Origin of the sequence: Amycolatopsis keratiniphila subsp. keratiniphila (genome assembly GCF_001620365.2) — a bacterium.
Taxonomy (GTDB): domain Bacteria; phylum Actinomycetota; class Actinomycetes; order Mycobacteriales; family Pseudonocardiaceae; genus Amycolatopsis; species Amycolatopsis keratiniphila.
In genome coordinates, this window is sequence record NZ_LQMT02000007.1 from 278,080 (window position 1) to 293,961 (window position 15,882).

The 15,882-nt window shown below is 70.0% G+C and carries 12 protein-coding genes; 1 reads left to right on the forward strand and 11 read right to left on the reverse strand.

Features of this window, described 5'->3' with window-relative positions; translation table 11 throughout:
• Positions 1-58: 58 nt before the first annotated feature.
• The 8 genes from AVR91_RS05675 to AVR91_RS05710 form a co-directional block, all read right to left on the reverse strand.
• Complete coding sequence (locus AVR91_RS05675; protein ID WP_063271457.1) at positions 59-2,332, reverse strand: heavy metal translocating P-type ATPase; 2,274 nt, start codon at positions 2,330-2,332, stop codon at positions 59-61.
• Positions 2,329-3,330, reverse strand: coding sequence for a universal stress protein (locus tag AVR91_RS05680; protein ID WP_063823093.1), 1,002 nt, complete (start codon positions 3,328-3,330; stop codon positions 2,329-2,331). The genes AVR91_RS05675 and AVR91_RS05680 overlap by 4 nt, the downstream gene beginning before the upstream one ends.
• Positions 3,331-3,855, reverse strand: a complete 525-nt coding sequence (locus AVR91_RS05685; protein WP_063271456.1) for a flavodoxin family protein — start codon at positions 3,853-3,855, stop codon at positions 3,331-3,333.
• Positions 3,855-5,234, reverse strand: coding sequence for a DUF4389 domain-containing protein (locus AVR91_RS05690; RefSeq protein WP_063271455.1), 1,380 nt, complete (start codon positions 5,232-5,234; stop codon positions 3,855-3,857). The genes AVR91_RS05685 and AVR91_RS05690 overlap by 1 nt, the downstream gene beginning before the upstream one ends.
• Before the next feature lie 221 nt (positions 5,235-5,455).
• Positions 5,456-8,002, reverse strand: coding sequence for a cation-translocating P-type ATPase (locus AVR91_RS05695; protein ID WP_063271454.1), 2,547 nt, complete (start codon positions 8,000-8,002; stop codon positions 5,456-5,458).
• On the reverse strand, positions 7,999-8,907 hold the full coding sequence (locus AVR91_RS05700; protein WP_063271453.1) for a universal stress protein: 909 nt from the start codon (positions 8,905-8,907) through the stop codon (positions 7,999-8,001). Before AVR91_RS05700 ends, AVR91_RS05695 begins: the two co-directional genes overlap by 4 nt.
• Positions 8,908-8,942: 35 nt before the next feature.
• Entirely contained in the window at positions 8,943-10,337 is a 1,395-nt protein-coding gene (locus AVR91_RS05705) for an MBL fold metallo-hydrolase RNA specificity domain-containing protein (RefSeq protein ID WP_063271452.1), read from the reverse strand.
• Between the two features lie 21 nt (positions 10,338-10,358).
• Positions 10,359-11,360, reverse strand: a complete 1,002-nt coding sequence (locus tag AVR91_RS05710) for an Acg family FMN-binding oxidoreductase (protein ID WP_063271485.1) — start codon at positions 11,358-11,360, stop codon at positions 10,359-10,361.
• A 224-nt stretch (positions 11,361-11,584) separates the two neighbouring features.
• Between AVR91_RS05710 and AVR91_RS05715 the strand changes: the two genes are divergently transcribed.
• Positions 11,585-12,244 (forward strand): response regulator transcription factor, encoded by a 660-nt coding sequence (locus tag AVR91_RS05715; protein ID WP_063271451.1) that lies wholly within the window; start codon positions 11,585-11,587, stop codon positions 12,242-12,244.
• A 27-nt stretch (positions 12,245-12,271) separates the two neighbouring features.
• Here AVR91_RS05715 and AVR91_RS05720 read toward each other — a convergent pair whose 3' ends face one another.
• The 3 genes from AVR91_RS05720 to AVR91_RS05730 all read right to left on the reverse strand — a co-directional run bounded on the left by AVR91_RS05720 (position 12,272) and on the right by AVR91_RS05730 (position 15,796).
• Positions 12,272-13,996, reverse strand: a complete 1,725-nt coding sequence (locus tag AVR91_RS05720; protein ID WP_063271450.1) for a sensor histidine kinase — start codon at positions 13,994-13,996, stop codon at positions 12,272-12,274.
• A 228-nt stretch (positions 13,997-14,224) separates the two neighbouring features.
• Positions 14,225-14,809 carry an Rv1733c family protein gene (locus tag AVR91_RS05725; RefSeq protein WP_063271449.1) on the reverse strand — a complete coding sequence of 195 codons (585 nt, stop codon included), beginning with the start codon at positions 14,807-14,809 and terminating at the stop codon, positions 14,225-14,227.
• Between the two features lie 33 nt (positions 14,810-14,842).
• On the reverse strand, positions 14,843-15,796 hold the full coding sequence (locus AVR91_RS05730; RefSeq protein ID WP_063271448.1) for an Acg family FMN-binding oxidoreductase: 954 nt from the start codon (positions 15,794-15,796) through the stop codon (positions 14,843-14,845).
• Positions 15,797-15,882: the final 86 nt, after the last annotated feature.

The following is a 15,882-nucleotide window of genomic DNA, read 5'->3' on the forward strand; positions in this document are numbered from 1 at the left end:
GGGACCAAAGGCTCGACCGCCCGAGGACGCCACCGGGATCCCTTCCCGCACTTCGGGTTCATCGGCCGAGGGTGAAGTAGGCCTCCTCCTCCTGGGCGAAGTGGAGGTCGAGGACGGCGTCCAGGCCGTACAACGTCGCGCGGAGATCGTCGATCTGCTCGGGTTGGATCGTGTCGGGCGACTCACGCAGGTGTCTTCCCAGCCGTCGCACCAACCGTTCGATTTCGGCGTGCTCCCTGCTCATCGTCACGGTGCTCTCGGGACCGCCGAGTACCCCGGCCAGCGCCGGGTAGAGCTGGTTCTCCTCGGCGAGTTCGTGTGGGAGGACGCGTTCGGTGAGCAACCGGAACGCCCGCCGCACCGCGGCGTCGGCCGCGGGCCCGCCGCCGTCGCCGAGCGCGTCGGCCGCCTGCCGGACGGCGGTCCGGGCGGGCAGGAGGGTCTCGTGTTCATCCGCGAACCGGCGCAACAGGTCATCGGGGGCACGACGGCGGCGGAACGACACGGGACCGGTCAACGCTCGCAGCGCGTTCCCGATCACGGCGACGTCGATACCCTCCTGCGCCAGCGCCCCCAGCACCGGCGGCAGCCTGCCGGCCGCGGCGGCGATCATGGCGAGGACCGAGAGTCCGGTGCCGAGGCCGGCGCTCGCCACGGCGAGCCGTCTGGTCCGGCGGGCGATCTCGACGGCGTCGGCGAGACGGTCGATCCGGTCGTCGACGATGACCGCATCGGCGGCTTGTACCGCCGCCGTCGACCCTCGTGAACCCAGCGCGATCCCGATGTCGGCGGCCGCGAGCGCGGGTGCGTCGTTGATCCCGTCACCGGCCATCGCGGTGACCGTGCGTTCGCTTTCCCCGTTCACCCAGGAGATCTTCTCCTCCGGCGCGCACTCCGCCCGGACACCGTCGAGGCCGAGCAGAGAAGCCACCTCGGTGGCGTTCTCCACCCGGTCTCCGGTGAGCAGCACGATCTGCGCCATACCCGCGGCGCGCAGCCGCCGGATCGTGCGTGCGGCGTCCCGTCGCAGCCGGTCGCGGACCAGGAACGCGGCGACCGGAACGTCGTCGGCCTCGACCCACACCACGGACGCCAGGTCGAGCCGCCCCCGGCGCTCCACACCGACCGCCCATTCCGGCAGCGGGCCGGTACGCCTGCCGACCCGAACCCGTTCTCCCGACACCATGCCCACCGCGCCGCGCCCGACCTCTTCCGACACCGCCTCCGCGTGGGCCGGCGGCACCCCCGCCGAACGAGCGGCCCGCAGAACGGCACCCGCGAGCACATGCGACGAGTACGACTCGACACCGGCGGCGATGCCGATTACGTGCTCGGTGGTCCGGTCGGGCGTGCACAGCACCGCGGTGACCTCCGGCTGCCCCGCGGTCACCGTTCCGGTCTTGTCCATCGCGAGGGTCCGGACCCGGCCGAGCGTTTCGAGCGCCGCACCGTCCTTGACGACCACACCCGAGCGGGACATCCGCGACATCCCGCCGGTCACGGCGACCGGGACGGCGAGCAGCAGCGGGCACGGCGTGGCCGTCACCAGTACCGCGACGGCCCGGGCGGGCTCTCCGCTGAGCAGCCAAGCCAGCACGGCGATGAGCAGCGCGACGGGGAGGAACCACACGGCGATACGGTCGGCGAGCCGCGCGATCGGAGCGGTGGAAGCCGCGGCCTGCTCGGCGAGCCGCACCACCCCCGCATAGGTACTGCCCTCGGCGGTGGCCGACGCGCGGAGGTCGACGGCCGCTCCGGCGTTCACCACCCCGCTACGCACCGGCCCGCCCTGGCGAAGCACCGGTTCCGCCTCACCGGTCAGCGCGGATTCGTCGAAAACCCCTTGCTCGCAGACGATCGCGTCGACCGGTACCACCTCTCCCGGTAAGACCACGATCCGGTCACCAGGGCCGACCTCTGCGACCGCGATGGTCTCCATCGGTGCGCCGGCATCGTCGATACGCCGTCGATGGGCCGTGCTCGGGGCCCGCTCCAGCAGCGCGGAGAGATCGCGCCCGGCGCGGCGTTGTGCCGCCGCTTCCAGCACCCTGCCGGTCGCGACCATCGCCGCGATGATCGCTCCCGCGAGGTATTCGCCGACCGCCACCGTCCCGGCCAGCGCGAGCACGGCCAGGACGTCCGCGCCCCACCGGCCCGCCCGGAGGTCCGCGAGCACCCAGATCACGGCCGGGACGAGTGCCGTCACGGTGGCTGCCGCCCAAAGCGCCGAAGCCACGGGCGCGAGGCCGGCCGCGCGAGCGAGCCCGCCGGCGGCGAGCGAAGCGGCCACCGCGGCGAGCAGCACGACTTCCGCGGAAGGACGCCGGTTCACCGCCGCTCCCCTCGGTCGGCCGATACGCCTTCGAGCGTCGTTTCTCGTCCACTTCGGACGGACGCGCGTCCTTCGTCTTGCCTGCCGGTGGTCTCGGCGCCCGCTTCGGACCGGACGACGGCCACCGGGTACGACGCGTGCCCGGTCAGGTTCTGGCCCACCGAGCCCAGCAGCAGTCCGCCGAAGGCGCCGCGACCGCGGCTGCCGACCACGACCAGGCCCGCCCGCTCGCCGTATTCCAGCAACACCCGGCCGGGACGGCCACGGACGACGAGGCAATCGAAGGACACTTCCGGGAACCCGGCCGCGACCGCGGACATCTCGGCCTCCAATTCCCGTCGCAGCACCTCGTGCCGCGTCGCCGGTCCAGCCGGCGCGGCACTCCGCCCGTCCACCGGCCCGAAGTCGTGCCAGGTCTTGAGAGCCGTCACGGAAGCACCGAGCGCGGACGCCTCCTGAAAGGCGAAGCGCACAGCGGCGGCCGACCTGGCCCAGTCGTCCACTCCGACCAGCACGGGCCCCGATCTCGCCCGATCGCCCCGGACCACCACCAACGGGCAATGCCCCCGCATCGCCACGGCGAGACCCGAGGAACCCAGTAGCAGTCGTCCTATCCCGTTCAGTCCCCGCGAACCGAGCACCGTCACCGCCGCTCGTCTCGACTCGTCGACCAGGACGACCCTCGGGTCACCGGGTCTGATCTCGCTCTCGACGACCAGCGACGACGCGACCGTGCGAGCGGCCTCGGTCGCGGCACGCAGCCGCTTCGCGCCCGTCTCCCACATGGCGTCACGGACTTCGGCCGCGGTGACCTCCAGGTTCGGATAGTCGTGCCCCGGCGGGACGCAGGCGTAGACCAGCCGCAACGGCAGGTCACGCCGGACCGCGTCTCCGGCCGCCCAACGGACGGCCTGCAGCGCGGAATCCGAGCCGTCCACGCCCGCGACAACGGGATAACGCCTGCTCGCCATGGCGACCGCCTTTTCCACCGAAGACACTCAGCCGACCGTCCGCAGCGACACGAAGTGCTCGCCCAGCGAAGCGCCCCAGTCGCGTGCCCTCTGCAACTCGCCGTCACGCAGCACCGTCTCCTCCTTGTCGATATCGACGAAGAAGCTCTCCGGCGGCACGAGCGGGACGAACCCCAGTCGCTTGAGCCTGCGTTCCGCGGCGATCGCTGCGGAACCGGCAAGCCAGCGCGGTTTCCCGATCCTCGTGTCGAACGTGGCGACGGGAGTGCCGCCGGACGTCCGGTCCAAGGTGCCCAGCCAGTCACGCAAGTTCTTCTTCGAACGGACCTCGTCCATCGCCTGCCGCGCGGCCTCGGCCCGGCTGGAAGGCCACGAAAGGCCACGCACGTGGGTCGGCCCGCCGACCACGAGCAACCCGGTTTCCGGCACGCTGCCGACGTCGTCGACATTCACGACGTCGACCTCGGCATGACGCGACAGCCCATCCGCCACCGCCTTCGCCACACGCTCGGTGTTCCCGAACATCGACTCGTACACGATCGTCGCTTTCATCACAGTGGTCCTTGTCCTGTCAGGGAACGGTGTCGGGAAACGCGAGAGACCGGGATCGCGACGAGCGCGACGGCCGCCGCCAGGCCGGCGGCTCCGATGATCAGCAGCGACCAGGCCGTCCAGCCGAGCGCGGGAACGGTCGCGGCGGCTTCGGCACGCACGTCGAGTCCCGCCGAGCCGTCGGCGTTCATCACCACGACGGTCCAGTCACCCGCTTGGTCCGGCCACGCCACCGTCCGGGTACCGGGGCCGCTCGAGCGCGCCGTCCAGATGTCCGCGCTTTCCGGGATACCGGCCGAACCGGCACCTTGCCGCACGAGAACGGATCCGGACGCCAGGTCGGTGACCGTCGCGTAGGTGGTGCCCGCCAGATACCGCTGGACGTCCGCCGACGACGCGATCCCGATGAAGACCGGTTTCCCGGTGCTTTCCGTCACCGTCAGCCGGACATCGCCCAGCGCGTTCAGCGCGGGTACGGACTCTCCGGCGACACCGGCGAACCGGACCCGCTCACTGACCAGCGCGGGTGTCTCGGTGCGATAGGAGGTCGAAGTGGCGAGGTAGCCGTTGTCATCGCGGCCGCTCTGATCGAGCCACAGCAGTGCGGCGCCGCCGGTCAGCAGCCCCATCGACGCCAGGCCGGCGACGGCCCCCGCGACGACGGAGACGATCCTTCCCGAAGTCCAGCCGAGCTTGCGCGTCGGTGAGGGTCTGTCCTCCATGACGGTCTCCGGCTCGGTACCGCCCTCGTCCAACCGGAACGGCGGGTACTCGTCGGTCATGAGCGCGACGTACGCGGCGACCCGGACGACCCAGCGATCCATGCCCAGCACGAAGTCGTAGATCGGCTTCGGGTACTCGCCGGTGAACAGCAGCACGAAGCCCGCGATGACGACGAGCAGGGCGATGAGCCCGCCCGCACCCCAGCTGAACCCGTCGTCCTCCGGCCGCCACGCCAGCCACAGGCCACCGCCCGCGAACAGGGCGCTGATGAGGTAGTGCGGGATCGCCAGCACCCACTTCACCAGCACAAGGCCGCGCGAAAGCCGCTCCGGATAGGCGATTTCGAGCCTGGCCGGGTAGGCGGGGACGTCGGCGAGGGTGAACGGCGGGTACCGGTCGGTGCCCAGCGCCGCGTAGGCGTAGTAGTGCACCCGCCAGGTCCAGCGCAGCACACCGACGTTGAATTCGAAGATCGCCCTCGGGTAGCGACCGGTGAACAAGATCGCGAAGAACGCCAGCACCGTGAGAGGAACGAAGGCCAGCCACAGCAACGCGAGCACAAGGTAGTGCGGGATCGCCAGCACCCATTTCACCAGCCACAGCCAGCGGGACAGGCCGGGATCCAGCTCGGCCTCGGCACGAACAGACTGATTCACGGCATCTCCTCGGTATGAAGCGGACACCTTGACGATCCGGCTTTTCCCGCCCCGGAAACAGGCACCAAGGACCCTCTCCGGCAGGCCCAGTGGCCCTCCGTCCCGATCTCCCGAATGGCGGCCACTGTTCACGTCGACAGCACGAAGGCGGTCATGGCATGAAGGCCCTCTTCCTTGCGCCTGGCGCCAGGAAGAGGGCCTTCATTTACTGGGAGAGGGCATTACCGGCTTCGCGCCCGGAAGGCCTTGTGCAGCGTGTCAGCCAGCAAGACCACCGGGACGGTGGCGAAGGCCAGCACCCAGCCGAGCGGACCGGGAACGGCGCCACCGAGCACCCCCGGTAAGGGCGGCAGCAGCAGGAACAGGGCCAGCATCCCCAGTTCGAACACGAGCGCGTACCAGAGCAGCGGATTGCCGCGGACGCCGATACGGCCGATCCAGCGTGCCTCGCTGCGGCAGGCGAAGGCGTTGGCGAGCTGGCCGAGCACGATCGCGGAGAACGCCGTCCCCGACGCCACCGCCAGCAGTCCGGCGTCGGGCGTTTCGCCGAACCACCAGCCGCCGGCGAGCAGCACGATGAGGAACCCGGCCATCGCCATCGCGGCCTCCACCGGTCCGAGCACGCCGAAGGCGCGGCGAGCCAGCCTGCCGTCGATCAGCGAACCGCCCTTCGCCGGACCGGTCATCGTGCGCTTGTTCGGCGGCTCCGCGCCGAGTGCCACCGCGGGCAGCAGGTCCGTGCCGATGTCGAGGGCCAGCACCTGCAGCACCGTGATCGCGAGCGGGATCTGCCCGCCGGCGAGCGCCCACACCACGAACGGTGTCAGCTCCGCGACGTTGTCGGTCAGGTGGTAAGTGAGGAAGCGGCGGATGTTGACGAAGGTGGCCCGGCCGAGTTCGATCGCCGAGACGATGGTGCCGAAGTGGTCGTCGAGCAATACGAGATCCGCGGCTTCGCGGGCGACGTCGCTCCCCGACGCCCCCATGGCGACGCCGATGTCCGCGGTGCGGAGCGCGGGACCGTCGTTGACCCCGTCCCCGGTCATCGCCACGACGTGACCTCGAGCCTGCAACACCTTGGCGATCCGCAGTTTCTCCTCCGGAGCGACCCTGGCGACGACCACGCCGTCCACGTCGAGCAGTTCGCCGAGCTCGGTGTCGTCCGCGGGAAGGTTCTTTCCCTCCACGACAAGCTTTTCTCTGCCCAGCAAGCCGACTTCGGCGGCGATGGCGGCGGCGGTGCCCGGGTGATCGCCGGTGATCATCGCCAGCTTGATTCCCGCCCGGCGGCATGAGGCGATCGCGGCGCCGACGTCGGGCCTCGGCGGGTCCTGCAGACCGACCAGGCCGAGGAGCTCCAGCTCACTCTCAGCGTCCTTTGTGGACGGCTGGCCACGGCGGGCGACGGCGAGCACCCGCAGGCCCTGCTCGCTCATCGCGGTCACGGCGCCCTTCGCTCCTTCGGGAACTTCCAGGCACAGCGGGAGAACGCTGTCCGGCGCCCCCGATACGTGCACTCCGTCCCGGTCCTTCACCGACGAACGCCGACGGCGAGGGTCGAAGGGATGCCGTTCGGTCGGCGGCGGTGGATCCTGTACACCGGCGCGAGCGGCGAGGACGTGCAACGCCACCTCCATCGGATCACCGACCGGCTGCCAATGACCAGCCTGCTCGACCGCGTGGGCGTCCGGAGAACACCGCGCCGCCGAGTCGGCGAGGGCGGCCGTCGCCGCCAGCGCCTCCGGTGTTCCCGTCAGATCACCGGAAGGCCGGTATCCCTCACCTGCGACGGCGACGGTTCCGGCGGGCGTCCACACCCGCACGACCGACATCTCGTTCCTGGTCAGTGTCCCGGTCTTGTCGGTGCAGATGAAGGTCGTCGCCCCGAGGGTTTCGACGGCTTCTAAGCGGCGGACCAAGGCCTTGCGCCCGGCCATCTTCTGCGCGGCGCGGGCCAGGGAAAGCGTGACGGTCGGCAGGAGCCCTTCGGGCACGAGGGCGACGGTCACGCCGATCGCGAACAGGAAACTCTCCGTGCCGGTGCGTCCCAACCCCAGTGCGGCGGCGAAGAAGACGCAGCCGACCGCGACGGCGACGAGGGCGATGACCCGGACCACCCGGTGGAGCTGCGCGGTCAGCGGGCTTCTGGGGCGGACGGCGTTCGCCGTGACCGCGGAGATCCCGGCCAGTCGCGATCGGGCACCGGTGGCGGTCACCGACGCGGCGGCGTGGCCCTCGGTCACGTAGGTTCCGGCGTGCACCGTCCCACCCGGTTCGAGCCGGACAGGACGGCTCTCACCGGTCAGCATGGACTCGTCCACCGAAAGCCGTCCGGCCTCGATCAAGCGTCCGTCGGCGCAGATCCTGTCGCCGGCTTCGAGCAGGACGACGTCACCGACGACCAGGTCCGCCGCCTGCACCACCTTGGCCCGTCCGTCGCGCCGCACCGTGGCCCGTACCGGCAGCAGGTCGCGCAGCCGTTCGGCGGCCCGATCAGCGCGGTATTCCTGCGCGAAGGAGAACACCCCGTTCAGCACCACGACCACCGCGATCGCGATGGCGAGCGCGGGCATCCCGGCGATCAGTGCCAGCACCGCGGCCACCCAGAGCATGAGCGCGAAGAAGTGGACGAATTGGCCGGCCAGTACGAGTACCGGGTGCCGCCGCTTCGGAGCGGGCAGGACGTTCGGTCCGTCCCGCCGCAACGCGGTCGCCGCCTCGGCGTCGGTGAGGCCCCCGGCTTCCCGGAGAAGCCCGGCACCCGTCATCGTTTCCCGTCCCCCTGTGAGCGGGCGACGATCACCGGGCACAGGGCGGCGGACAGCACGCGCTGGCTGGTCGAGCCGAGCAGCATCCCGGCGACCCCGCCCCGGCCACGGCTGCCGACGATCAGCAGCCGGGCACGATCGGCGTATCCGAGCAGCTCATCGGACGCCCGGCCACGCGTGAGCACGCGCTCCACCTGTACCTCCGGGTACTTTTCCTGCCAGCCGGCCAGCCGCTCGGCCAGTACCTCACCCTCCCGCTCCTCGAAGTCGGAGGTGTCCAGGGTCGTCCGCGACTCGGCGAAGAGTGCCGCGAGGAAGGTGTCGTCCCAGCAGTGCAGGGCGACCAGTGGTGCGCCGCGCCAGGACGCCTCTTCGAACGCCAGCGCCAGCGCGGCCTCGCTCGCCCGGGAACCGTCGACGCCCACGACCACCGGGCCCTCCTCGGGAGCCTCGCCCTCCGCGATATGCGGGCGTACGACCGCGACCGGGCACCGGGCGTGCGTGGTCACGGCGATCGACACCGAACCCACCAGCACCCTGCCGAGCGCGTGGATCTGCTCGGTTCCCAGTACCAGCAACGCCGCGTCCTCCGACACCGCGAGCAACGCGGGCGCCGGCCTGTCATGCCGCAGGACCGCGGTGATCTTCACCGAGGGTTCCACCTCCCTCACGAGGTCACGGGCGTGACGCAGCAGGCGATGGCCGCGCGTTCGTGCCTTCTCGACCAGACCTTCGCCCAGCGGCAACGTCCGCGGGAATTTGAGCTCTTCCTCGTCGATCGCGTGGACCAACCGCAGTTCGGCGTGACGACGGCGGGCTTCGGCGGCGGCCCAGCGCACCGCCCGCGGGCTGGAGTCCGAGCCGTCGATTCCGACGACCACGGCCCCGTTCGAGTATTCCGGCATTGACTTCCCCACTTCGGTAGTTCGGTTCTTCCTGGCTAAAGCAGCACGCGCTCGCCCTGACGAGGCACGACGGCGGACCAGGCGTGTTCGTCGCGAAGCCGGCCGGCCACGGTCTCGGCGGCTTCGGGTTCCCCGTGCACGAGGTAGGTGGTCTTCGGCGGAGGACCGGCCGTCGCCCACGCCAGCAATTCGTCGGCGTCAGCGTGCGCGCTGAAGGCGTCGACCTGGACGACGTCGGCGCGCACGGGCACGTATCGGCCATGGATTTTCAGCTGCTTGGCCCCCGAGGCGAGTTGTCTCGCCCGGGTGCCCTGCGCGGCATAGCCGACGATCAGCACGGTGTGGCGGTGGTCGGGCAGCATGTGCTCGAGGTGGTGCAGCACCCGCCCACCGGTCGCCATCCCGGAGGCCGACACGACGATCGAGGGCATCCGTGGCGAGTTCACCCGCATGGATTCCTCGACCGTGCGCAGTTCCGTCAGCGAGCCGGGCGTGAGTGGGTCGTGCCCGGCGAGTTCCGGCCGGATCTCCGGCCAGCGGCCATGCAGTGCCTCGCGATAGATCCGCAGCGCGGCCAGCGCCATCGGGCTGTCCACGTAGACGGGCAACTCGGGTATGCGCTGTTCACGCATCAGCTTCGCCAAGGCCGACAACAGCACCTCGGTCCGGTCGACGGCGAAAGCCGGGATCAGCACACTGCCGCCACGGCGCGCCGTGCGCCGGATGCTGTCGGCGAGCAGATCCATCGACCCGGTGTCGTGGTGATCACGCGCGCCGTAAGTCGATTCGAGGACCAACGCGTCGCAAGCCGGCCGCGGCCGCGGGGGCCGCAACAGGCTGTGTGTCGGCCTGCCCAGGTCGCCGCTGAAGACGACACTTCGCTCGCCGGCCAGCACCCGCACCCACGAAGACCCCAGGATATGCCCGGCCTGTCCGAATTCGGCCGTCACACCCGGCGCGATCTCGATCTCCTCGTCGTACTCGACCGGACGCAGGAGGCTGATCGCCTTCTCGGCGTCGGAGGCGTCGTACAGCGGCAAAGCCGGCCGGTGTTTCGACCAGCCGTACTTGTTCGCGTGCGCCGCTTCCTCGGTCATCAGATGCGCGCTGTCCCGCAGGACGATCGGGACCAGTTGGGCTGTCCCCCTGGTGGTGAACACCGGCCCGCTCCAGCCCGCGCGCACGAGCACCGGCAGGTATCCGCAGTGATCCAGATGAGCGTGCGTGATCACCACCGCGTCGATCTCGGTGAAGGACGCAGGCACCGGCGCCCAGTTCTTTCGACGCAACTCGGCGATCCCCTGGAACAGACCGCAATCCACGAGCACCCGCGCCTCGGGTGTGTCGATCAGGTACTTGCTTCCGGTGACCGTCCCCGCACCGCCGTGAAAGGTCAGTGCGACGGATCCGGTTTCGCTGCGCGTGGGCATCGTGGTTTTCTCCTTCGAGGGTCAGGAATCGGCTCGGAAGCCGTGTCCGAGCACTTCGTCGACCGCGCGGCGGGGGCTCGTGGGTACCGCACCGGACGGATAGCCGAACCGCATGAGCGCCTGAGGGAAGCCGGGCAGCTCAAGGTCTTCGCACAGTGCGGAGCGCACCTCCGGCAGGTGCAGCGGCTGGGTCAGAATGGAGCCGGCCAGTCCCCCGTCGACCGCGTCCAGCCACGTCGTCTGCAAGGCGTGGCCCGCTCGCAGGTGGTCGTGCCGGGTGTCGTCACGCGTCAGGAACACCAGCAAGGACTCCTCGGCCAGCCTCCGCCGCAGCACCGCGCTGTCCGGCAGTGCTGTCGAGGCCCTGACGAGACCGGCCCACGGCAGCGAGCCCGAAGGAAGCGCGGCGGAGGCAAGGCCGACGCCGTGCCGGTGGGACACCTCGTCACGGATCGTCCAGAGCGCGAGTTCGCGTTGGTATCCGTGATCGTGCTGAAACGACTCCGCCGCGAATTCGAGCAACTCGGCGACCCGCGACAGTTCCAGCTCGTCCTGGATCGGCCGGGCCTCGACACCCACCGAAGCGGCGGTCGCCACCAGCTCACGGATCCGTTGATGCGTCACCGGACGCCCGGAGAACCGCTTGCGGTAGCTGCGGCGCCGCTCGATGGCGGAGTACCGGTGCAGGTCGTCGGCCGAGGGAAGGGTGCGCTCGCCCGGCTCCACCGACGCCACCACCTCAGGGCGGCCGGGATCGGGGAACGTCTCCGTCCGGGGCTCGAAACCGAGTACCCGGACCGCGATTTCCAGATTCGCGAGAGCGGCCCCGCAGGACATCGCCCGATCCCGGCCCAGCGGGTCGTGTACCGGCAGAGCCAGGTCCCGGCGCTCGATCAGCAGTAGCCGGTCGCGCTCGAACTCGAGAAGCCAAGGCTGGATGTTGTGCACCGAGGGCGCCCGCAACAAGGTTCGCGCCAGCACCTCGGTCTCCGCCGTCGACCATTGCCGCGATCGCTTCGCCATGTTCCGTCCCTCCGCGCCGGCCGTGTCGGTTTCCACGGTGCGGCAGGAAGGGGTGCCGCGCGCAGGTCCGGACGACTCCGATCGCCGGGACCTAAGCCCCGCCTCGTCCGATTAGGGTCCAAAGTCCCTCCTTCCCGGGACGTCCAGGCCGGTGCTTTCACCGAGACGGATCAGTACGGTCACCAGGACGGCCAGGACCCGGCTCAACAGGAGGATGCACACAGATGACCAAGGTGTTCCTGGTCGATGACCACGAAATCGTCCGCCGAGGACTCTCCGATCTCCTCGGCAGCGAGCCGGATATCGAGATCTCGGGCGAAGCCGCCTCCGTGTCCGAAGCTCTCACCCGGATTCCCGCCAGTGACACCGACATCGCGGTGCTCGATGTCCGGCTTCCCGACGGCAACGGCATCGAACTGTGCCGGGACCTGTTGTCCACCCAGCCGAATCTGCGCTGCCTGATGCTCACGTCCTACGCCGACGACGAAGCGCTGTTCACCGCGATCATGGCCGGCGCGTCCGGCTTCGTCCTCAAACAGGTACTCGGGAACGACCTGGTGTCCGCGATCAGGACGATCGCCGGCGGCGGCTCACTGCTCGACAGCAGGACCACCGCTGCGCTGATGAACCGGATCCGCCGGGAGAGCGATCACAACGATCCCACCGCCGGACTGTCGGAACAGGAACGCACGGTCTTCGAGCTGATCGGCGAAGGCCTGACCAACCGCGAGATCGGGGAGCGCATGTTCCTCGCCGAGAAAACCATCAAGAACTACGTCTCCCGCATCCTCGCCAAACTCGGCATCCAGCGACGGACCCAGGCCGCGGTCCTCGCGACCGAGTTGAAGAAACAGGACCGCAGCCAGCTGTTCGGCGACCGGTGACCGCCTTCGCCGTGACCCGGGATCGCGTCACGGCAGGGGTACCCGCCACACAACCTGTGTTCCCCCGCTTGCCCGCCCGACGAACTCGGCCCGGCCGCCACATCGCTCCGCTCGCTGCGTGAGGTTCTCCAAACCGCTGCGCCTGCCGGTCTCGGGAAGGCCGACGCCGTTGTCGGTCACTTCGATGATCAGATCGCCGTCGGCTTCGACGGACACGGTGATCTCGTCGGCACCGGAATGGCGGATGGCGTTGCTCAGCGCCTCGCGCACGACGGCTTCGGCGTGTTCGTGCAACTTCACCGGGACGAGGGTGTCGACGGCTCCGTTGATCCGCACCGAGGGCGTCACCGAGGGGTCCGTCGACAACTCCGTGACCACGTCGAGCAACCGGCGTCGCAGGCTGACCGACTGGTCCGCGCCCGAGGTGTGCAGGTCGAAGATCGACGTCCTGATCTCCCGTACGGTCCGGTCCAGCTGCTCGACGGCCTGTGTCACCCGGTTCCGGGCGAATTCGTCGGGCACGCGCGGCACGATGCTCTGCAGGCTCATGCCGGTGGCGAACAGTCGCTGGATGACGTGATCGTGCAAGTCCTGCGCGATCCGGTCCCGGTCGGCGAGCACGTCCAGCAGCCGCTGATTCCGCTGGTTCTCCGCGAACTCGAGAGCGACCGCCGCCTGGTCGGCGAACGACGACAACATCGGGAGCTGATCCGCCTTGAACTGCGGAGAGCCCTTTTCCCGGCTGACGACCAGAATCCCGCCCACGCCGCCCGCGCTGGTCAGCGGCACCATCACTCCCGGCCCACTGAGCGTGGAGTCCTCCGTGGAGGGGAACACCATGCCGAGATCGGGGATCAGGTTCGCTTCTCCCGCCGTGAAGACATCGTCGACAACAGGATGGTCCCCCGAGACCACCTTGCTGGACGAACCTCCCCCACTGGTCGACGAGGCGGTCACGGTCAGTGATCGCGAGGCGCCCTCGTCGCTTCCTGCCAGGAGGATCGTCACGCCATCGGCCTCGGCCAGATCCCGCACGCTCTTGACGATCAGGCTCAGTGTGTCGGTCACGGAGGCGCCGCCGAGCAGCTCGCCGTTGACCTTCGCGACCGCCTCCAGCCAGCGTTCACGGGAGCGAGACCGCTCGAACAGCCGGGCGTTGTCGATGGCCACCCCGGCCGCCGCTGCCAGAGCCTGGAGCACGACCTCGTCGTCGGCCGTGAACTCCGCGGCACCCCTCTTCTCCGTCAGGTAGAGGTTGCCGAACACCTCGTCCCGGACGCGCACCGGGACGCCGAGAAAACTGTGCATGGGCGGATGGTTCGGAGGGAAGCCCACCGACGTCGGATGCGCCGACAGGTCCGGCAGCCGGACCGGGTGTGGCTCTTCGATCAGCAGTCCCAGAAGGCCACGTCCCTCGGGAAGATGCCCCATCTTCGACCTGGTCTCCGGATCGATCCCCACGTAGACGAACTCCGAGAGCCCGTCCTCGTCACCGAGGACACCCAGTGCGCCGTACTGCGCGTCGACCAGCTCGACCGCCGCTTGCACGATGCGCTGCAAGGTCGAATCGAGCTCCAGCCCGGTACCCACCGCCAGCACCGCATCGAGCAACCCCTGCAGTCTGTCCCTGGTCTTGACGATCTCCGACAACCGCTCCTGGACCTCGTGCAACAACTCGTCCAGCCGCAACCCGGTGAGGACCGCCGCGCTCGGTGGCAGCGCGCTCTCAGCCGCTGTCGGCTCTACCGGCATCTCAGGCTCCCTCTGCGCGGACCGTGGCAATTGTCCATCGTATGATGGCCCTCAGCGTTTCAGTCGGCAGCCTCGATGCCAAGGCAGGACCGGTCCAGGCCCTCATCGACGGTGTCCCATGATCTCCGATCAGCGGAAGGCGGTAGCCGCGCGAACCGGGCGAGCGGCCCGGACGCCGTTGCCACGGCAGGCCATCGCCTCGCGACCGGTTCCGGGGTCCAGCCGCCGTCAGGCCGTCGTCCAGTCGTCCGCCACCCGCCGCCATTCCCGGCTCCACGCGGCGTCACGCCGCCTGGCCAGCGCCGAACGCGCGATCAGGAACACCACCGCGAGCAACGCGGCACAGCCGAGCCAGGCGCCGACACCGACACCGATGCCGTTGCGCGCCGCGTCATCCCGGGTGACCGGTGCCGGTACCACATCGCCCCGCGAATCCAGCCAGATCCTCACCTCTTGCCCCGCTACGGAACCGTTCCCGGCATCGACCGGTTCTTCCCGGACGACGTCACCGTCGATCCAGCGCGCCGGGACCCGGGACCTCCCCTCGATCGGCACGCCGTCGAGCCGGATGGCCACCGGTGGCGCGTCCACCAGCAGTATCGCGGTGGCCGGCCGCCGGTCGGCGGCCTGCTCGGCGACCTGCGCCATCCGGCCCGCGTAGATGTCGGAGCCCACCGCGGCCGCGAACGGTATCGCCAGCAACCCGGCCAGGATCACCGTGAGCGTCAGAGCCGCCTCGATCCGGTCCGACGTCCGCACGAGCGGGCTCCCGGCTGGGCGGATCCGCTGCCAAAAGGCGGTAAGGGTACGCATTGAAGTCTCCTGTGGCGAAGAGGGAAATGGGCGTCACGAGGTCTTCTGCCTGACGACCGTCTCGAGTGGGCGACGTGGGGTCGGGACACCGGGGTAGCCGTAGCCCAGCCGGAAAACCGTCTGCGGATAGCCGCTTCCGCCGAGCAGCGCACGAAGTTCCTCCCGGGTGGGCGGGATCTCCATGGGCTGGGAGTAGAACGAGGCGCTCAGCCCCGCGGTGGTCGCGGTGAGCAGCACGCGTTGCATGGCCCGTCCCGCGCGAAGCTGCGCCGACGGACCGTCCGCGGCGGTCGTCAGTACCGCGACGACCGGATCCTGCTCGAACGGCCGGGGCGCCTCACTGTCGTGGAAGTGCCGCACCGGCAGCAGCCCGCCCGCCGAACGCGGCCCCCCGGCGAACGCGGGCACCCCGTCGTCCCGGCCATGCCCTCGAGTCCAGGCCTGGAGCTCTTCGTGGAAGGCCTCGTCCTCGGTCTGCACGTGATCCGCGCGCCGGATCAGTGCCGCGGTCGCCTCCAGCTTGCCCACCTCGTCGACCAGGACAAGTCCCGCTCCGTCGGCGAGTGCCGCTCGTCGTACTGCGGTTCGCACGCCTTCCGGCACGGCCTGATCGGCGAACGGCCGGCGATTGCTGTAGCGGCGAGGGATCGCGGCGGCGAGGCGCAGTTCTTCGGTGCCGGGCCGGTGACGGCCGCCGATCTCGACCCTGGCCAGCAGCGAAGGGCGGCCAGGGTCCGGCATCAGCTCCGTCTCCACGAGCCGTCCGGCGGCCGCGATCGTGAGCTCGATGTTCAGCAAGGCGGCACCGCAGGCCAGGCGCGCCTCCCTGCCGTCGGGGTCGCACACCCGGAGCAACCGGTCCTCGTCGAGATGGACCTCGATCGCGTCCGGCTCCAGCTCGAAGAACCAGGGCTGGGTGTTGTGCGGCGACGGCGCCCTCACCGCGGCCTCCAAGGCGGTGAGTACCGGGAAATCGGTGGGGATCATGCTGTGGCTCCTAGCCGGTCGGTGGACACTTCCAGCCTGTCGCGGGACGGGGTCGGGCGGCAGAGCCGTGTGCCCCGGCCATCCGG